17 protein-coding genes are annotated in these 17,950 nt (G+C 67.6%); 10 read left to right on the top strand and 7 right to left on the bottom strand.

Annotation, left to right across the window (positions count from 1 at the left end):
- On the bottom strand, positions 1-459 hold the full coding sequence (locus ABD116_RS35125; protein WP_343980681.1) for a VOC family protein: 459 nt from the start codon (positions 457-459) through the stop codon (positions 1-3).
- A 64-nt stretch (positions 460-523) separates the two neighbouring features.
- Between ABD116_RS35125 and ABD116_RS35120 the strand changes: the two genes are divergently transcribed.
- On the top strand, positions 524-1,162 hold the full coding sequence (locus ABD116_RS35120) for a TetR/AcrR family transcriptional regulator (protein WP_343980678.1): 639 nt from the start codon (positions 524-526) through the stop codon (positions 1,160-1,162).
- Here ABD116_RS35120 and ABD116_RS35115 read toward each other — a convergent pair.
- Positions 1,159-1,560, bottom strand: coding sequence for a methyltransferase (locus ABD116_RS35115; RefSeq protein WP_343980725.1), 402 nt, complete (start codon positions 1,558-1,560; stop codon positions 1,159-1,161). The genes ABD116_RS35120 and ABD116_RS35115 overlap by 4 nt on opposite strands.
- A gap of 146 nt (positions 1,561-1,706) precedes the next feature.
- Between ABD116_RS35115 and ABD116_RS35110 the strand changes: the two genes are divergently transcribed.
- Positions 1,707-2,705 (top strand): 2-dehydropantoate 2-reductase, encoded by a 999-nt coding sequence (locus ABD116_RS35110; protein ID WP_343980675.1) that lies wholly within the window; start codon positions 1,707-1,709, stop codon positions 2,703-2,705.
- Between the two features lie 52 nt (positions 2,706-2,757).
- On the opposite strand, the gene idi is transcribed toward ABD116_RS35110, so the two are convergent.
- Entirely contained in the window at positions 2,758-3,348 is a 591-nt protein-coding gene (gene idi, locus ABD116_RS35105; protein WP_343980672.1) for an isopentenyl-diphosphate Delta-isomerase, read from the bottom strand.
- A 346-nt stretch (positions 3,349-3,694) separates the two neighbouring features.
- Between idi and tyrS the strand changes: the two genes are divergently transcribed.
- The 4 genes from tyrS to ABD116_RS35085 all read left to right on the top strand — a co-directional run bounded on the left by tyrS (position 3,695) and on the right by ABD116_RS35085 (position 8,111).
- The gene (gene tyrS, locus ABD116_RS35100; protein ID WP_343980669.1) at positions 3,695-4,900 is read left to right on the top strand and encodes a tyrosine--tRNA ligase; all 1,206 of its coding nucleotides are present in this window, start codon (positions 3,695-3,697) and stop codon (positions 4,898-4,900) included.
- 10 nt (positions 4,901-4,910) lie between these two features.
- Positions 4,911-6,095: an aminoglycoside phosphotransferase family protein gene (locus tag ABD116_RS35095; RefSeq protein ID WP_343980666.1), complete on the top strand. Its 1,185-nt coding sequence runs from the start codon at positions 4,911-4,913 to the stop codon at positions 6,093-6,095.
- Between the two features lie 481 nt (positions 6,096-6,576).
- Positions 6,577-7,287, top strand: coding sequence for a 3-keto-5-aminohexanoate cleavage protein (locus ABD116_RS35090; protein WP_343980663.1), 711 nt, complete (start codon positions 6,577-6,579; stop codon positions 7,285-7,287).
- Positions 7,284-8,111, top strand: a complete 828-nt coding sequence (locus tag ABD116_RS35085) for an NAD(P)H-binding protein (RefSeq protein WP_343980660.1) — start codon at positions 7,284-7,286, stop codon at positions 8,109-8,111. The genes ABD116_RS35090 and ABD116_RS35085 overlap by 4 nt, the downstream gene beginning before the upstream one ends.
- A gap of 3 nt (positions 8,112-8,114) precedes the next feature.
- Here the strand turns inward: ABD116_RS35085 and ABD116_RS35080 are convergent, their stop codons facing one another.
- The 3 genes from ABD116_RS35080 to ABD116_RS35070 all read right to left on the bottom strand — a co-directional run bounded on the left by ABD116_RS35080 (position 8,115) and on the right by ABD116_RS35070 (position 13,831).
- The gene (locus ABD116_RS35080) at positions 8,115-8,345 is read right to left on the bottom strand and encodes a hypothetical protein (protein ID WP_343980658.1); all 231 of its coding nucleotides are present in this window, start codon (positions 8,343-8,345) and stop codon (positions 8,115-8,117) included.
- Positions 8,346-8,504: 159 nt separating this feature from the next.
- On the bottom strand, positions 8,505-9,026 hold the full coding sequence (locus ABD116_RS35075; RefSeq protein WP_343980655.1) for an isochorismatase family protein: 522 nt from the start codon (positions 9,024-9,026) through the stop codon (positions 8,505-8,507).
- An 11-nt stretch (positions 9,027-9,037) separates the two neighbouring features.
- Positions 9,038-13,831: a DUF2961 domain-containing protein gene (locus tag ABD116_RS35070; RefSeq protein ID WP_343980652.1), complete on the bottom strand. Its 4,794-nt coding sequence runs from the start codon at positions 13,829-13,831 to the stop codon at positions 9,038-9,040.
- A 188-nt stretch (positions 13,832-14,019) separates the two neighbouring features.
- On the opposite strand from ABD116_RS35070, the gene gndA reads away from it, so the two are divergent.
- From gndA to ABD116_RS35055, 3 genes are all read left to right on the top strand, one after another.
- Positions 14,020-15,462 (top strand): NADP-dependent phosphogluconate dehydrogenase, encoded by a 1,443-nt coding sequence (gene gndA / locus ABD116_RS35065; RefSeq protein ID WP_343980650.1) that lies wholly within the window; start codon positions 14,020-14,022, stop codon positions 15,460-15,462.
- A gap of 147 nt (positions 15,463-15,609) precedes the next feature.
- Positions 15,610-16,098 (top strand): DUF6319 family protein, encoded by a 489-nt coding sequence (locus ABD116_RS35060; RefSeq protein WP_343980647.1) that lies wholly within the window; start codon positions 15,610-15,612, stop codon positions 16,096-16,098.
- Positions 16,099-16,448: 350 nt separating this feature from the next.
- A complete protein-coding gene (locus tag ABD116_RS35055; protein WP_343980644.1) occupies positions 16,449-16,985 on the top strand; it encodes a DUF6817 domain-containing protein in 537 nt (178 codons plus the stop codon).
- A gap of 18 nt (positions 16,986-17,003) precedes the next feature.
- Here the strand turns inward: ABD116_RS35055 and ABD116_RS35050 are convergent, their stop codons facing one another.
- Positions 17,004-17,399 carry a hypothetical protein gene (locus ABD116_RS35050; protein ID WP_343980642.1) on the bottom strand — a complete coding sequence of 132 codons (396 nt, stop codon included), beginning with the start codon at positions 17,397-17,399 and terminating at the stop codon, positions 17,004-17,006.
- A 93-nt stretch (positions 17,400-17,492) separates the two neighbouring features.
- Between ABD116_RS35050 and ABD116_RS35045 the strand changes: the two genes are divergently transcribed.
- The gene (locus ABD116_RS35045; RefSeq protein WP_343980639.1) at positions 17,493-17,906 is read left to right on the top strand and encodes a hypothetical protein; all 414 of its coding nucleotides are present in this window, start codon (positions 17,493-17,495) and stop codon (positions 17,904-17,906) included.
- The last annotated feature ends 44 nt before the right edge of the window (positions 17,907-17,950 follow it).

The following is a 17,950-nucleotide window of genomic DNA, read 5'->3' as shown; positions in this document are numbered from 1 at the left end:
TCAGGCTCCGGTGGCGGGTCGGCCGCGGCCCGGCGTACCGGCTAGCTCTTTGCCGTGGCGTTCTCGGCTGTAGAGGTGGATTTCCAGACCGTCGGGGTCGTGGAAGATGACGAGCCAGCCGATGGTTGCGAGGACCAGCTGATGCTCGATGCCCAAGGCGGTCAGGTGGGCGATCCAGGCGTCGACGGCTTGCTTGTCCTTGACGCCGAAGAGGACGGGGTCGAAGCCGGAGAGGCCGGCTATGTCGGGGCGTTCGCGGAGGGCGAGGCCGCTGTTGCCCAGGCCTGGGCAGTCGTAGGCGACTCCGCGGATGACCCCGTGCTCGTCCGGGAACTCGAACTGCGTCGTCAGGTCGAAGACCTTCTCGTACCAGCGCCGGCTCGTCGCCAGCTCCTTCACCGGGAGCTTCACGGCGAAGATCCCGTCCAGTTCGGCTTTCATCAGGTCCCCCGAAGTCATAGGATTGAACTACATTCAATTAGTTTGAAGCTGATTCCAACGAAGTGTCAAGGAGTTCGTCCCGGTGACCGAGAAGCGCCGCTACTCCAGCGCCCTGCGCAGTGAGCAGACCGAGCTGGCCCGCAGCCGGATCCTGACCGCGGCCAGCGCCCTGTTCCTCGACAAGGGCTATCTCGGGACCACGCTGGCAGCGATCGCCGGCGAGGCCGGAGTGAGCGTGCAGACCGTCTACAACGTGATCGGCGGCAAGCCGGCCGTCCTGAAGGCCGCGTACGACGTACTGCTGGCCGGCGACGACGAGCCGATCCCGATGGTCGACCGCCCGATCTACCAGGCGATCGCCGGCGCACCCACCGCCGGTGAATGCCTCGCCCTGTACGCCGGCCTCGCCCGCGGAATCGCCGAGCGCACCACCCCACTGATCCGGATGGCCCGGGCCCAGGCCTCCACCGGCGACCGCGACCTGACGGAGTACCTCAAGACCCTCGACGGCGAACTCGCGTTCGGCTGCCGCTACATGGCCGGCCACCTCGCCGAGAAGTTCGGCCTGCGCGCCGGACTCGACATCGACAGCGCCGCGGACATCCTCTGGTCGATCAACGGCTCCGACCTGAGCCATCGACTCGTCAACGAGCGCGAGTGGGGCTGGGACCGGTACGAGCAATGGCTTGCCACCACGCTGACGGACCTGCTGATCGGCTAGAACGCCTCCAGCAAGGAGAACCGCTCGTCACACCGAACCACTCGACCCGGCTCGAACCCGGCAGCGGTCACCAGCGCGGCCCATTCCGCCTCGGTACGGTCGTTGCCACCGGCAATCACCATCATCTCGACGTCGTCGAACTTCGAGTAGTGCGGCTCGTTCCCGGCCGGGATCATCGTCTCGACCAGCAGCAGCGGCGCGCCGGCACGGCGGAGTACGCGAAGTAGCTCGATCGCCCGCTCGTCGCCGAAGTTGTGCACACAACTCTTGATCAGGTACGCATCGCCGGGCGGCACCTCCACGAAGAAGTCACCCGCGACCAGCTCGACGCGATCGCTCAGCCCCTCGGCCTCGAAGGTCCTCGAGGCCTCAGGCAGCACCTCCGCGAGCTCGAACAGTTGTGGGCCACGCTCCAGCAGTTGACCGGCGAGACGACCCCACTGCCGGACCGCGCCCTGATCCGCTTGGATGAGAGCTGACGTGGCTGATCCGCTGGGATGGAAGCTGACGTAGTGGCTGATGACTATGCAGGAGGAGGCGGGTAGTGGCGATCGCGGTCTATGGCGCGGGTGGGATCGGCTGTTACGTCGGTGGACGGTTGGCGGCTGGTGGTGCGGACGTCGTCTTCGTCGGGCGGCAGCGGCTGGCCGATGAGGTGGCTGAGCATGGGCTGCATCTGACCGACTACCTCGGCGCCGATCTCGTCGTACCGGCTGTGCGTTATGAGACGACGCCGGCCGCTGCTGCCGAGGCCGACCTCGTGCTCGTCACGGTGAAGTCCGCCGGTACTGCGGACGCTGCCGACGAACTCGCGTCGGTGCTCGAGCCCGGTGCGACTGTCGTGAGCTTCCAGAACGGGATCCGCAACGGCGAGGTGCTGCACGAGCGGCTGCCGGAGCAGACCGTGCTGACCGGGATGGTTCCGTTCAACGTGCTCAACCGCGGCAGCGGGTCGTTTCATCAAGGGACGCAGGGCAAGCTCGACGTACAGAAGCATGCGGCGTTGGAGCCGTATGTCGACGCGTTCGCGCGAGCCGGACTGCCGCTGACGCAGCACGACGAGATCCTGCCGGTCCAGTGGGCGAAGCTGCTGCTCAACCTCAACAACCCGGTCAACGCGCTCTCCGACCTGCCCCTGCGCGACGAGCTGGCCCAACGCGCGTACCGCCGCTCCTTCGCTGCCGCCCAGACCGAAACCCTGGCGCTGCTGAAGGCCGCCGGCATCACCCCGGCCAAGGTCACCGCCGTCCCCGCACACCGCCTGCCTGCCTTGCTGAGCCTCCCCGACTTCCTCTTCAAACGCCTTGCCGGCAAGATGCTTGCGATCGACCCACACGCCCGCACCTCCATGTGGGAAGACCTCCAGGCCGGCCGCCGCACCGAGATCGACTACCTGAACGGCGAGGTGGTCCGCCTCGCCGAATCCCTCGGCCGCCAGGCACCCATCAACAGCAAGCTGATCGACCTGATCCGGCAAGCCGAAGCTGGCGACACCACAGCCATCCCCGGCCCCACCTTGCTGAAACTCCTCACCTCAGCCTGAGACGACCATTCAACTGGCTGCGGAGGTGGGAGAAGAGGGAGGCCAGGCGGCCCTACCTATCAACCCGCCCAGAGCTGCCCATTCGAGCGGCGGCAGGCAGCCGGCCGGCATCGGCAACCGGCCATTCCAGCGGCGACTCACCAAGCGCCGCCAGCTCCTTCAGCTGCAGTACGCACCAAGGTGACAAATCGGTCCGTACGCCGAGATCGCCCCACTCGACCCACTCGTACGCCGCGACCTCAGCCTCATCAGCCACCGGCTCCCCGGCACACGTCACCCGGAACACCGGGCACAACTCGTTCTCGACCATCCCGTCCGCCATCACCGCGCGATACCGGAACTCCGGAAGTACCAACTCCACCGACGAAGCGACCAACCCGAGCTCATCGGCCAGCCGGCGCCGCACCGCGGACTCCATCGACTCACCGGGCAGCGGATGCCCACAACAACTGTTGGTCCAGATGCCCGGCCAAGTCCGCTTCCCGAACGCGCGCTGCGTCAGCAACAACCGCCCGCGCTCGTCGAAGACGTAGCTGGAGAACGCGAGATGCAGCGGCGTCGCGCTGTGATGCACCGTCGCCTTGGCCTCGGTCCCGACCGCGCGGCCGAAATCATCGACCAGGACCACCATTTCCGTCTCCACCCAGCGAGCCTAACGGTTCCGCCTGCAGCTCGGTGACCGGCCGACGCCCCCGGTACCTTCGCCGGCGTCGACTGGTCGATGACCGGATTGGTTGCCGCCGGACGAGGTCGGCCGCCTGGTCGGCCGGCGGCTGGAATCAACTCGGTACCCGGTCGAGCTCGGCGCTGTTAGCCTGAGCCGGTGATCAAGCGACCCGCGCAGTATCGACCGGCTCTGGGACGAGCCGGCCTGCTGTCGTAGTTCGCTCCACCCCAGAGCCTCCGAGGCAGGAACCGTCGTGGTTCCTGCCTCTTTCCGTTGCCGGAGGCGCTGGACCGGGTGCCTCTGTTCCCCGAGAGGATCCAGAATGACCGACGTACCGGCCGTGCTCGAACGGCTGCGGCGGACGACCGACACCATCGTCGGCGAGCAGGACCTGATCGACCGGCTCGCGTCCGGGCGCAGGCTGCGGATCAAGTACGGCGTCGACTGCACCGCGCCCGATCTGCATCTCGGCCATGCCGTCAACCTGTGGATGATGCGCCACTTGCAGGATCTCGGCCACCAGGTGGTCTTCCTGCTCGGCGACCTGACCACCCGGATCGGCGACCCGACCGGGCGTTCGGAGACGCGGCCGACGCTGACGCCCGAGGAGATCGAGGTGAACGCGGCGTCGTTCCTCGAGCAGGTTTCGCTGGTGCTGCGGACCGAGCCGGACGTTCTCGAAGTACGGCGGAACTCCGAGTGGTACGGATCGATGGAGGTGGCGACGCTGCTCGGGTTGTTCAGCCAGGTGACGCAGGCGCAGTTGATGGCGCGGGACATGTTCCGCGACCGGGTGGCCGCCGGGCGGGAGATCGCGCTGCATGAGCTGGTCTACCCGGTGCTGCAGGGCTACGACAGCTTCGCGATGGACAGCGATCTCACGATCGTGGGGTCCGACCAGCTCTTCAACGAGCAGCTCGGGCGGCATTTCCAGCAGCGGCTCGGGGCGCCGCCGCAGGCCGTCGTGATCACCACGATCACGCCGGGGATCGACGGTGGGCCGAAGCAGTCGAAGTCGCTGAACAACTACATCGGGCTGACGGACTCGCCGAAGGAGAAGTTCGGCAAGCTGATGAGCCTGCCGGACACGCTCGTCCAGACGTACGCGCACGTCTACAGCGAGCTTCCGCTGGAGCTGGTCGCGGCGCTCGGCGAGGCAGCGGCACATGGTGGTCCACCTGCTCGCGATGCCAAGCTCAAGCTGGCCGCGGCGATCGTCACCCGCTACCACGGTGCGAACGTCGCGAAGGCCGAGCGGGCGGCGTTCACCGAGCAGTTCAGTCATCGCGGTGTCCCGGCCGATCTACCGGAGGTCGCAGTGAAGACCTCCCGGCCGACCATCCTGGAGTTGCTGCAGGCGGCGCGTCCAGAGCTGAGCAACTCCGAACTCCGCCGGCTGATCCGCCAGGGAGCAGTCTCGATCGACGACCGGAAAGTGCTCAGCCATGACCAACCCGTCCCCCTCACCGAGCCCGTCACCCTCCGCTCCGGTTCCCGGACCTTCCACCGCGTCGTCGCCGACGTCTGAAACGAAGACCGTGGAGGCGTTGGTCAGCCTCGGCAGCCGGTACCTGGGTCAGGTACCGCTGTTCGAGGCGGACCGGCCGTGGTGGTCCGAGGTCGCGGCGACGACTCGCTATCTCGACGAGCTGCTCGGCGTACCGACCTTCGTGCTGCGCCTGGTGCACGCGGACAACGCGGAGCTCGGGCATGGCGGCCGGGTCGTCTTCCATGTCCAGGTGGCTGGGGAGCCGCGGGCCGGCGTACTCGATCCGACGCCGCGCGCAGACTGGCCGGAGATCATCGCTGCGCAGCCGCTGCGAGCGACGTGGGCCGAGGTCGACGGCCCGCAGCGGCTGGTGGATTGGGCGACCGGGATCGTCGGGGCCGCGGGCAAGCCGGTCCAGTACAAGACCTGGAACCTCTCCTGCCTGATCCAATTGCCTGACGCCGGCGCTTGGGCGAAGGCGACCAGCCGGTTCTGCAGCGTCGACGCGGACGTGATCAGCCACGTTCACCAGTACGACTCGCAGCTCGCACCAGCGGTTCTCGGGATCGACCTCGAGAACCGCTGGTCCCTCCTCGCCCACGCCCCCGGCACCGACTGCTGGGAACCCGACCCGGCCACCATCGAAGATATCGTCAGCCGCTGGGTCGCCGTGCAGTCCGCGATCGCCGACGATGACCTACGCGTCCCCCAACTCCTCCCCGCTGACCTCCCGGCGGAACTCGACCGCCTACTCGCAGGCGAAGTAGGCGACCGCCTCACCCCCACCGAACTGACCCAAGCCCACACCCTCCGGGCCCAACTCCCGGCGATCATCTCCGAGCTGGACTCGGCGGGCCTCCCCAACACCTTGGTCCACGGCGACTTCCACCCCGGCAACTGGCGCTCCGACGGCACCCACCGCGTCATCGTCGACTGGGCCGACAGCTACGTCGGCCACCCCGCCACCGACCTCCAACGCCTCACCAACTGGCTCCCCACCGAGAAGCGCCCGCTCGCCGTTCAGACCTGGACCACCGCCTGGCAATCCGCCCACCCATCCAGCAATCCGCTGCGCGCTCTCAAGCCGATGTCGGTCCTCATCCATCTGCTCGGCGCCGCCACCTACCAGCGCTTCCTCGACAACATCGAACCCGACGAACGCATCTACCACGAGGACGACCCCACGAACGAAATCCGCGCCGCCATCCAAGCAACGCTGACCCCGGACCACTGACGCCAGGCACGCCGAAACATCACGCCAGCGCCACAACCCCGCCAACGAACCCCGTTACTTCGCCCACTCCCACCCTGCAGGTCGCCACCGGCCGAACAACCCGCCAGCCGACCCCACCCGGCGGCGCCCCCACCGGCAAAGCACCCCGTCCGCCCAGCGACTGGACGGAAACACCCCGCCGCCCTCCCAAACCAGTTGCCTGAGGCACCTAGTGCTCCACCTGCGCATCTCCCGGCAACGGATCCACTCACACCGAGCACAAGTCGCCAAACCCGCACCGCCACGCACGCACAACCCCCACCAACCACTCCGACACGCCGAAGGCAAGCGATTACCCGCCGAGTTGGGTACGCACTCACGACCGCTACGTGCGCCGGCCGCCGGCCGAATTCGAGATTCCTGCTGACTTCCTTTCCGGCGGCACCCCGTACGCCGCGAATCCGGTTCGGGATCGCCCCTTTGTCTGGCACTGTGGTCAGCGATGGATGCGATCCTGAAATGCTGCCTCAACGGCGATCGCTCGCGCGCCGATCACCCCGCCGTACCGCTGACTCCAGCCGAGCTCGCGCAGTCTGCGTACGACGCTGTCGTGGCGGGTGCTGTGGCGGTGCATTTCCATCCGCGCGACTCGGAGGGGCGGGAGAGTCTGCGCTGGGCCGACGTCGAGCCGGCCGTCACCGCAGTACGGGAGCGGTGTCCCGAACTGCCGCTGGGTGTGTCGACCCGCGAGGAGATCGAGCCGGACCTGCCCACCCGCTTGGCGTTGCTCGGTGAGTGGGACGCCGGACCGGATTTCGCGAGCGTCAACTGGCACGAGGACGGCGCGGAGCAGATCGCGAGGCTGCTGCTCGAGCGCGGGATCGGGATCGAGGCGGGTCTCTTCACCCCGGACGCGGCCCGGAAGTTCCTGAACTGGCGTGGTCCGGTCGTGCGGCTGCTCGTGGAGGCGATCCCCGGGGTCTCACCCGGTACGGACGGCATCGCGGCAGCGCAGGCGGTACTCGACGTGCTCCCGACCGGCGTCGAGCTCGTCGTCCATGGCGAAGGCGAGTGGGCGTGGCCGGTACTGGAGTGGGCGCGCCGGCTGGGCTACGGACTGCGGGCCGGCTTCGAGGACATGCTTACCGGCCCGGACGGAGAGCGCGTCACCGACAACGGCCAACTGGTCGGCTACGTGAGGAGGAATCGATGACGATCCTGGTGACCGGCGCGACCGGCAACGCGGGTGGAGCGGTCGTACGAGCACTGGCCGCGCAGGGCATCCCGGCGAAGGCGCTCGTGCGCAAGCCGGTCGAGTTGCCGGCCGGTGTCGAGGCCGTGGTCGGCGACCTCAACCAACCGGACACCTTCACCGACGCCTTCGACGGAGTCAGCGGGCTGTTCCTGCTTGCCGGCTACGACCGGATGAAGGAGTTGCTGGCGAACGCAGTACAGGCCGGTGTACGCCGGGCCGCCCTGCTGTCGAGCAGCTCGATCGTCGGGACGAGAACGGACAACGCGATCGCGCAGTACCACGCCGAGGCAGAGGCGGCCGTCGAGCAATCGGGGCTGGAGTGGACGTTCCTGCGGCCGAACGCGTTCATGTCGAACACGCTGCGCTGGCTCCCGCAGATCCAGGCGGGCGACGTGGTCCGGCTGCAGTTCCCCGACGTACCGATCTCGACGATTCATCCGGACGACATCGCCGACGTCGCGGTCACCGCGCTGACGGCGGACGGGCATGCGGGAGCGGCGTACCGGCTGAGTGGGCCGGTGGCGTTGAGGCCGGCCGAGCAGCTGGCGATCGTGGCCGAGGCGATCGGGCGGCCCTTGCAGGCTGTCGAGCTGAGTGCGGACGAGACGCACGAGGAAGTGTTCGGGTCGATGCCGGCGAAGTACGCGGAGGCGATCGAGTCGTTCTATCGCGACGGGATCATCGACGAGACGACGGTGACGGACACCGTCGAGCAGGTGACCGGGCACGCGCCGCGGACCTTGCAGCAGTGGGCCAGGGAGAACGCCGCGCTGTTCAGCTAGAGGTCAGGTGCCGACGCGGTCGAGGGAGCGGACGGTGACCTCGTAGCCGAGGTTGACCACCAGGGCGAGCGCGACGCCGGTACAGCGATGGCACCAGCGCACCTCGTGATTGGGCCAGCGCGCGATGACGTCGGCGTCGTGCCCGTGGCATTCGGCGCAGTCGTCTCTGGAATGCGGATAGTGCGCAACGGAAGGGGCGGAGCTCTCGGCACCAAGCGTGGCCGGCTTCGTCATGCCTCTAGCGTGCTCTTACTTTCCGCCGGCGTGCAAACAGTCAGCACCACTTTTCCGTGGCCCGAGCCTGAAGATAGCGGAAAGTAATCGATTCGCTACCACAACCCACTTTGTATCGCGGGTGGTTGGCCGTCTAGGCGGGTGGCCGGGCCGTCGGGGTTAGGCGGGGCTGAGGGCTGCTACGTACTCCGTGCCGGTGCAGACGGTGCCGAATCTGGGGAAGACGTAGGAGATGGCGAAGTCGTGGGCGGCGGCGTCCAAGCCGGTCATCGCGTCGGTGACGTAGATCGTGTCGTAGCCGTGTTCGTCGGCGGCGCGGCCGGTGGACTCGACGCCGAAGTTGGTGGCGATGCCGGCCAGGACGACGGTCTTGATGCCGTGTTCTTGCAGTACGTCGTCCAGGCCGGTGCGGTGGAAGGCGCCGACTGTGCGCTTGACGATCTCGATGTCCCCTGGCTCCGGGTCGAGCGCGAAGCCGCTGCCCTCGGGCTGGACGTCAACGCCGGGACGCTCGACCCGGACGTTGACGACCAGCCCGCCGACGGCTCTGGTGGCTCGGGCCAATGCCGTGCTGCGTTCCAGTACCTCCGCGCCGGTCAGTGGCGCGGTGTCCAGCGCGATGATCCTCGGCATCAAGTCGATCAACAGCAATGCCGTGGTACGAGGCTCGAGTGTGGTCACGTTTTCGGAGACTACGACATGGTTGAGGCCAAGCTGTCGGCGAAGGCGGTGTCCTTCTCGGTGGCGGAGAAGCCGAAGCGCCAGGTGCCGCCGTCGTAGGTCCCGGGCTGCCAAGCGCGGCCGCCTGGTTGCCAGAGGGGCTGCCAGGCGATGGCCGCGTTCGCCGGGTCGTACCAGTGGTTGTCGGCCGCCCACGCCGAGCCTTGCTTGTACGCCGAGACGACGCTCAACCCCGGACTCGTCGCCATCGACCACTTCGGCAGACCGGGGTAGTCGCCGTCGCGGCCGAAGCCGGCCGGATCGCCCTGGTCGGTCAGCGCGGAGTCGACGTTGAAAGAGACCTCCCAGAGCGGCGCGGACGGTTGGGTGACCTGCCAGCGCAGGCTCGTGTCGAAGGTCTTCGCACTGAAGGCGAAGGACCAGTCGACCGTGATCAGCTCATCGCCGAGCGGAATGCCCTTGAGCGCAAGCGCGTCGCCCTCCGCCTGTACCTGCGCCGTCGCGCCAGTCAGATCGGTCGCGCCGAAGTTACCGACTCCGAGATAAGGCGCGGTCGCCCGAGACGACGCATCCAGCGCGGGCTTGTACTGAGCTTGTCCCGCCGGATCCACATCCAGCGCGGTCAGAACCGCCCGCGGAGTCGTCTGCACCGTCGCCCGGTAGTACTTCGTGCTGACCACCATCCCCTGCGTGACCTGCGTCTTGCTGAAGTCGAGCGGCGCGACGAACAGCCCGCCCTTCCCCCAGCCGGCGCCCGTCACGTACCAGTCGTCCCCGTTCTGGACGACCTCCGCCGCATGCGACTGGATCGTCCCGACCAGCTGGTCGATCGTGAAGTGCAGCGGATCCCTGCTCTTGTAGACCTTTGTCGACTCGTAGCCACCGTCGCAGCAGACGAACAGGTACCAGTCCTTGCCGCGCTGGACGACGAACGGCGACTCGGTCGGCCCACCGAACGTCCCGGCCTGCGGGTGCTGGAACGCGACCTGCCGCTCGCCCCAGTGGATGAGATCCGTGCTGGTGCGGTAGGCGACGATGTGGTTGCCGCCGCTCGGCGTCGAGTTGGCGGTGTAGTACATCACCCACTGATCGCCGACCTTGTGCACCATCGGATCGCGCCCGTCGAAGCCGTCGGTGAACAGCGGGTTCGCCGGATTCTTCGTCCAGTGCACGAGATCGGTCGACGTCGCCACAGACAGCCGGTACGCCGTATGGTCGGCCGTCCCACCCGCGTAGAACATGTAGTAGGTGCCCCGGTCGTACATCACGTAAGGCGCCCAGATGTGGGTCTCGCCCACTGCCGGGTCGGCGAACAGAGCCGGTGGCTGCTTGGTCCACGGACCGGTCGGCGACGGCGCGGTCGCGTGGCCGAAGCTCTTCTCGTCGAGCGGGTCGGCCGGCTCGGCGTGGGTGATCGCGTAGACGTGCCAGGTGCCGGTCCTGCGGTCCTGGACCAGTGTGTGGTCGTTGTAGTACCAGGGGCTGGACTCGCCGACGCTCGGGTCGTAGACCTTCACGAACTTCCCGGCAGCCACCACCTTCTCGGTCTTGCTGAAGGACTCCTTCTTGATCACGGACAACTCCAGATCGAGCAGGTCGAGGCCTGCCAGGTAGCCGATCGCGGCTGCGTTCTTTCCGGTCACCGTGATGCCTAGTTGATGCTTGCCTCGAGCAAGCTGCTTGGCGCCGAGGTCGACCTTTGCCGTACTGACACCGGTTGCCGCATAGCCGTCGAAGGTGGCTAGGTCGGCACCGTCGATGCTGAGGTCGACGATGCCGTAGTCGGCGGCCTTGGTGAGCACGGTCGAGAGGGTGTAGTTGCCGGCGGTCGGGACGGTGAAGGGCAGGACTACCTTGTCGCCGGCCTTTGCGCCGTGGATCCAGAGTTGCGCGCCTGCCGACCAGTTGACGCCACAGCAGTTGCCCTGCGGATCGACCGGTACCGTGGCCTCGTCGGCCGGGAGCATGGACTCGCCTTCGATCCGGATCGTGCTTCCCGAGGTCGCCTGCGCCGTCACGGACTTCGGTCCGGTGTTGCCGGCCAGGTCGGTCGCCGCGACGCGATACGTCCAGGTCTCCTCCAGGCCGATTCCCTTGTGCACGAAGCCGGGCACGCGACTCGCGCCGACCAGCTTCTCGGCTTCGTTCTTCTTCGCGGCATAGATGGTGTACTTCGTGATGCCGCTCTCATCGGCGGGCTCGGACCAGCTGAGTGCGATCGCGTTGTCGGCGCGGCTGGTGGCGGTCAGGTTCTGGACCTGGCCGGGGGCGCGGCGGTCGGCGTACGGGCTGACTTGGGATTGAACGACGTAGGCGGCTGCCGTCCAGGGTGTGGCCGGTTTCAGCTCGATGGTCAGCTTGCTGCGGCCGGTGGTGGTTGCTGCGGGCAACTGGTAGTTGTCGTCCAGCCAGCGTTGCTTGGTGTTGCCGAGGGCTTGCGACCAGGTGCCGACCTCCTTGCCGTCGACGAACACCTTGGCCGATTGGCCGGGCGAGTTCTGGTCGCTGGTACGGCGTAGCGTCACGCCTCGGTTGGCCGGGTCGACCTTTGCGGTGAAGCGAATAGGGGCTGCGCTGGTCCTGACCTGGTCGGTGACGGCGATGTCGTCGTGGTCGCCTTCGTAGACGCTGGTCAGGTCGGCCTGGGTCGCCGTCGGGCCGTCCGTGTATTGGTGCTGCCGGCGGCTTTGCGGGTCGCCGGCATCGATGCGGTCGGTTTCACGGGCGCCGAACTTCTGCTCTGCAGCGGAGTACAGGAAGGCGGTTGAGCCGTAGATCGCGGGGACGTCGTCCTGCTGGCCGTGTTCGATGCCGAAGGTGAGCTGGTTCTGGAAGTTGATCGAGTCGGTGATGTGCAGGCGGAAGGCGCTGTCGCATTCGTTCTTGCACTCCCCCGCCTGGACCTCGTGGCCGGAGTTGCCGTGGAAGGGGGTGGAGTAGGTGCCTTGGTTGAAGTACCAGCCGGACTCGTAGTAGTCCTCGGTGCCGGTGCCATGGATGGCCGGGGTGCGCTCGCCGTCGACGTGGACGCGCTCGTCGCCCTCGAGGTAGCCGCGGGTGTTGCCGTCCGGTTGCAGGCCTTCCATCGTGTGCGAGACGCCGACGAACTTGCCGCGGCCGGTGGTGTCCGCGATCAGCCAGTCGCTGCCCATGGCGGGCTGTGCCCGGTGGGAGATCGCGGTGAAGTAGCCGGTCTTGCCGGTGAGGAGGTCGGCTGCCGCTTTGACGTTGCGTGCGTCGGTGACCTCGGCCTGACCGGCGGACAGCTGGTACTGCGTGGTGTTGACGAGCTTGACGGTGGCGCGGGTGAGGTAGGGCATCGGCCACCAGGACTGGTACCACCCGTCGGGGTCCATGACGAAGAAGAGGGAGCGGACGTCGTTCTCGCCCAGGCCGGAGCCGAAGAATTCGCCGAGCGGGGCGTCGACGCGCTGCCGGCCGTCTACGGTGACCTGGATTCGTACGCCGGACAGTAGGGCGTCGGACGGTTTGACGCGTTCGGCGTCGGCGGGCGTGGCGGCGTACGGCATCGAGTGGGAGCCTTTCCAGTTCTGCTTGGTGATCTGGTAGGCGTGGGCCTGCTCGTCGGCCACGTGCTGCGGGCCGACGTCGAGGGTGTCGGTGCGCTTGACTGTCTGGTTCATGACCGAGTCGGCCCAGTAGGTGAACTCGTTGAAGTCGAGGTCGGAGGAGACGAACTCGTTGCGGATCTCGATCTGCGATTTGCCGGCGGTCGCGCTGGCGGGGAGGTCGACCATCTGGTCGGCCCATTGCGCGCCCTTGGCCGGCAGCGGCGTCCACTCACCGGTCTGGACGCCGTCGACGAAGACCTTGGCCCGCTGGTTGCCGATCCGCAGATCCATCCGGCGGATCAGTTTGACGCCGGTGTTGGCGGGGTCGATCCTGAGCGTGAACTTGCTGCCGCCGAGGAAGGCGCGGCCGTCGTCGGCGAAGGTCTTCAGGTCGAGGCCGACGAGCTGTGGCAGCTTCAGTTTGAGCGCGCTGAGCTCGCCGGGGCCGTGGGTGTCGGCGATCGTCAGTTGCTTGCCAGGGGCAAGGGTCACCGGGGTCTTCGTGGTTCTGGCCTGCGGTTGGGCCGGTTTGGGGTCTTTGGTGCCGGACGCCTTGAGGAGGGCGATGACGTCTTCTGCTTTGTCGGCCGGGTCGAAGGTGGTGACGCCGGCCGGGTCGGGGAACTCGCGGTAGTCGACGTGGTAGAAGAGCGGGTTGTTCTGGACGGTGACCCGCATCGACTTCTGGTACGGCATCGGGACGCGGATGTAGACGCCGCCGCTGGTCTGGAGGGCGTTGGCGACCAGCGGGTAGACGAAGGGCGCGCCTCGCTTGCCGTCGACCACGTCCTGGAGGCCGGCGTCGAGCACCTTCTTGCCGTCGACCTCGACGGTGATGGTGCCGGTTTTGCGGACGTCGCCCTCGTCGCGGGTGAACCAGATCGAGGCGAGCTCGCCGGGGCCGTCATCCTCGGCGATGACGCAGCCTTGAGCGGTGGTCCTCAGGCAGGAGTAGGTGCCGTCGAAGCCGTCGTTGTTGGTGCCGTCGCGGCCGAAGCTGGAGAACTGCTTGGTGCGGACGCCGGTCTGCAGTTCGGGGAGGCGGTCGAGATGGCGGTAGGCGTCCCAGCCGACGGGGCCGTTGCCGGTGCCGGCGCCACGGCCGGCGCTGCTGCTGTTGCCGCTGCCCGGGGCGGGGGCGTACGTCGTACCGGCTGCTGTTTGGAGGGTGGCCGGGACTACCAGGACAGCGCCGAGAAGGGCGGCCACGGCGCGTCTGAGGGAGCTGGTCATGGGCGGACCTCACGATCTGGGAAATCGATTTCTCAGATGTCTACCACCGATTCGGAGCGGTTGAGAAGGGCTCGGCGGGAATGGGAAGCGCGTTCCGGCAGTTGGCCACCCGATGGACGACCGGGTTGCCCATGGCAGCAGACTGGTCTCGCACTCAGACTTCCAGCACTCACTCGCAGGAGACCTCCATGAGTACTGCTCCAGCCCAGATCGCCGTCACCGGACTCGCGGTGATGGGCCGCAACCTGGCCCGGAACCTGGCGCGCAACGGCTTCCGCGTCGCCGTCCACAACCGGTCACAGGGCCGTACGGACGCGCTGATCAAGGAGTTCGGCCACGAGGGTGAGTTCACCCCGGCCGCCGACCTGCCCGAGCTGGTCGCGTCGCTGGAGCAGCCGCGCAAGATCATCATCATGGTCAAGGCCGGCGAGCCGACCGACGCGGTGATCGACGAGCTCGTGCCGCTGCTCGACCAGGGCGACATCGTGATCGATGCCGGTAACGCGCACTTCGCGGACACCCGGCGGCGCGAGGATGCACTCAAGGCCAAGGGGCTGCACTTCGTCGGCGCCGGCGTGTCCGGTGGCGAGGAGGGCGCGCTGAACGGACCGAGCATCATGCCGGGCGGTTCGGTGGAGTCGTACGCGTCGCTCGGGCCGATCCTGACCAAGATCGCGGCGCAGGTGAACGGCGAGGCGTGCTGCGTGCACGTCGGGCCGGACGGCGCCGGGCACTTCGTGAAGATGCTGCACAACGGCATCGAGTACGCCGACATGCAGCTGATCGCGGAGGCGTACGACCTGCTGCGCAGCGTGCTGGGGCTGAGCGCTCCGGAGATCGCTGACGTGTTCCGCGAGTGGAACACGGGCGACCTGGAGTCGTTCCTGATCGAGATCACCGCGGAGGTACTGAGCCAGGTCGACGAGTCGACCGGTGGGCCGTTCGTGGATGTCGTACTCGACCAGGCGGAGCAGAAGGGGACCGGGCGCTGGACCGTACAGGTCGCGCTGGACCTGGGGATCCCGGTGAGCGGGATGGCGGAGGCCGTCTTCGCCCGGTCGCTGTCCGGCGACACGGTGCGGCGGTCGGCGGCCGCGGGTGTGCTGGCCGGGCCTTCGGACGACACCGGCGTCTCGGTCGACCGGGACGCGTTCATCGACGACGTCCGGCACGCGCTGTACTCGTCGAAGCTGGTTGCCTACGCGCAGGGGTTCGACGCGATCCGGGCGGCTTCGGATCAGTACGGGTGGAACATCGACCTCGGTGCGATGGCGAAGATCTGGCGGGGTGGGTGCATCATCCGGGCGCGCTTCCTGGACCGGATCAAGGAGGCGTACGACCGGGACGCGGCGCTGCCGTCACTGCTGGTCGACGACTACTTCAAGGAAGCCGTTGTGAGCGGGCAGGACGCTTGGCGTCGGGTCGTCGCCACCGCGGCGACCGCGGGCGTGCCTGCGCCGGGCTTCTCGGCGGCGCTGTCGTACTACGACGGACTGCGGGCCGAGCGGCTGCCTGCGTCGCTGATCCAGGGATTGCGGGATCTGTTCGGCGCGCACACTTATCACCGGGTGGACCGCGAAGGCGCTTTCCACCTCGACTGGTCGGGCGACCGCAAGGAGTACTCGGCCTGATGCTGTGAGCCTGGCTCGCCATGATTGGTGGAGCCAGGCTCGGTGCGGCGTGGCGATTGGCGCTGAGGGTCGAACGTATGTTCTAATGTGCTCTCAGCGCCAGCCCGCTTCGGCGGGGACATGTCACCCAGGGAGATCGCCGCAACGATGACTGTAGACACCTTCGCAGCAGAAGCCCAGACCGACGCCGTCGACACTCCCGAGGCGGCGCTCGACTCTTCGGCTGCCGTTGATTCGACCACCGAGGCGCCGGCTGCCGACGCGTCCGTGGAGAGCCCGGCCGACGCCACGGACTCGTCCGAGACCGCCGCGCCGGTCGCCGAGAAGCCGAAGAAGGCGCCGGCCAAGAAGGCCGCGCCGAAGAAGACCAAGACCCTCGAGCTCACCCTGACCGTCACCGGCACCGCCGACGGCGAGTGGAAGGCCGAGCTCAAGCAGGGCAACAGCTACATCGCGAAGAACCTGCTGGTCGCGGCCGCCGCCGTCTCGCGCGCGGCCAAGGAGCTGCACGAGGACCTGTCCGGCCCGATCGACGAGGTCATCGACGCCGCCCGCGAGCAACAGGCCGCGAAGGTCGCCGCCCTCGAAGCGGAACTCGAAGCCGCCCGCAAGGCGCTCGCCGAGCTCGACGACTAGTTCAGCAGTTTCCTGCCGGCTCATCACCGGCAGGCGCTACCCGTCACCCCACCGGCTCGCCCCGGGTGGGGTGACGGGTACAACCCGACGACGGGAACTGGCTCGCCTGGTGGTTGGTACCTTCCCTGTGCCGATCAGTGGGTGGATTCTCTGGTGGGGCCTGCCTGAGGCGTCCGGCGGGGCTTGCTGGAGAAGGTGTTGAGGTGGTGCCGGATCGGTTGAACTGTGGTCGAACGCAGTGTGACCGATTCGGCACGCCGCAGTGGTGGGCGAAGCTTGTTCGGGCGTCGTAGGTTGTTGGCCTGGGCCGGTCCCGTCGGGCCCTGACCGCTCCGAACAGAAGAGGTCAGATGAGCACATTCCAAGACCTGGGATCGTTATTGCTCGTTCGTGGTGCCGATGAGCTGGAGCATGCGGGTGGCACGTTGTACGTGCATCTGCATCGGGTCGCCAAGCGACTCCGCTCGCTCGGCGGCTCCGAGACGCTGGTGCTGGCCGGGCTGGCGCATGCGGCGTACGGAACGGATGGGTTCCCGACGCATCTGTTCGACTGGCACGACGAACGGCCGGTGCTCGAGGCCGTGATCGGGCCGGAGGCGGAGCTGCTCGTCTACCGGTACGGCGCCTGCGAGCGTGAGACGACCTGGCGCGATCTCGCCGAGCACAGCACGGTGACGGATCGCTTCACCGGGACGTCGGAGGAGCTGACGTCAGCGGAGCTGCGCGACTTCATCGACCTCACGATCGTCAACGAGCTGGACGTCCTCGACCACGCCCCGGACCTCAAGCCCAAACTCCACGCGTTCCTCACCGAACAGATCCCGCGCTGGCAGTCCCTCGCCTCCCCCGCAGTACTGGCCGACGCCCACCGCGCACTGGAGCTCTAGGTCCCGTAAGCGATGTAGCTACTCGGCCTGGGAGAAGGCGCGGATGGTGGTGATCACCAGCGCCAGCAGGGTGGCGGCAATCGTTGCCGCCACGCAGAGCCAGAGCGGCAGACTGGTCAGCAGGACGGTCGCGGCGAAGGTCAACGGACCGACGTAGAAACCGGCCAGCCTTGGGTGATTCCTGATCCACCGCAGTACGACGGGGATCGGCATCCCGATCGGCGCCAGCAGAAGGCCGGCGGCCAAGGCGACCTGCCAACCTCGGACGCTGAGCACCAACGCCCCGACCAGAAGCCAGCAGAACGGCGCGAAGGCCAGCAACCACCACGGCGGCTGCCACGCTTCCGGCGTATACGAGTCGTCGGTGTCCGGATCCGCCGGGTTCCGGGCGGGGTCGTCCTGCGTCACGCCCATCGCCCCCTCTGTCGGCTGGGCCCAACACTTCGAGTCTGGCACCAGCCGAACAGATTGCTGGAAAACAGCCCGTGGCCGACGCATGATCGGAACATGGCCCGCTACGAAGTGATCGCCCGCGCCACCATCGATCGAAGCCAGCCCACGTCCGCCTACTTCACCCTGGCCATGCTGTCCGGTCGTCTCGACAAGGGCATGCACCTGCGACGCATCGAGGACCTGCCCGACGGCAAGGTCGCACTCGTCCTGCAGCACAAGTTCAGCCCGCGGAAGCAGGACGAGGCCGCGCTGATGGCCAACCGAACGCTCGCCCAGCTCGGTATCCCGGCCAGCCAGGTGCAGCAGGTCGATCTGCTCCGGCTGTCCCGTAAGGGGCGCACTCTGGTCCGGTCCTGGATCGGCCCCGGCGACCCGCCCGGTCCCGGCTTCAGCGGGGACCGCGAGCCCCGCAAACCACTGCCCACTCCGCCGCACTTGAACGCCTCACTCGATCTCCCCAACGACTGACAAAGACAAATCAGCCTCACCCGGCCTATGGCCGGGGCAAGGCG

Origin of the sequence: Kribbella koreensis, assembly GCF_039525325.1 — a bacterium.
Classification (GTDB): Bacteria; Actinomycetota; Actinomycetes; order Propionibacteriales; family Kribbellaceae; genus Kribbella; species Kribbella koreensis.
Note: the sequence above shows the minus strand (reverse complement) of the source record. Positions and strands in the feature narration are given on the sequence as shown.

Coding starts and splice junctions, on each gene's coding strand:
- ABD116_RS35050 (WP_343980642.1), bottom strand. CDS start 17,399: ATGGGCGTGACGCAGGACGACCCCGCCCGGAACCCGGCGGATCCGGAC.
- ABD116_RS35060 (WP_343980647.1), top strand. CDS start 15,610: ATGACTGTAGACACCTTCGCAGCAGAAGCCCAGACCGACGCCGTCGAC.
- ABD116_RS35090 (WP_343980663.1), top strand. CDS start 6,577: ATGGATGCGATCCTGAAATGCTGCCTCAACGGCGATCGCTCGCGCGCC.
- ABD116_RS35085 (WP_343980660.1), top strand. CDS start 7,284: ATGACGATCCTGGTGACCGGCGCGACCGGCAACGCGGGTGGAGCGGTC.
- gndA (WP_343980650.1), top strand. CDS start 14,020: ATGAGTACTGCTCCAGCCCAGATCGCCGTCACCGGACTCGCGGTGATG.
- ABD116_RS35055 (WP_343980644.1), top strand. CDS start 16,449: ATGAGCACATTCCAAGACCTGGGATCGTTATTGCTCGTTCGTGGTGCC.
- ABD116_RS35080 (WP_343980658.1), bottom strand. CDS start 8,345: ATGACGAAGCCGGCCACGCTTGGTGCCGAGAGCTCCGCCCCTTCCGTT.
- ABD116_RS35045 (WP_343980639.1), top strand. CDS start 17,493: ATGGCCCGCTACGAAGTGATCGCCCGCGCCACCATCGATCGAAGCCAG.
- ABD116_RS35125 (WP_343980681.1), bottom strand. CDS start 459: ATGACTTCGGGGGACCTGATGAAAGCCGAACTGGACGGGATCTTCGCC.
- ABD116_RS35070 (WP_343980652.1), bottom strand. CDS start 13,831: ATGACCAGCTCCCTCAGACGCGCCGTGGCCGCCCTTCTCGGCGCTGTC.
- tyrS (WP_343980669.1), top strand. CDS start 3,695: ATGACCGACGTACCGGCCGTGCTCGAACGGCTGCGGCGGACGACCGAC.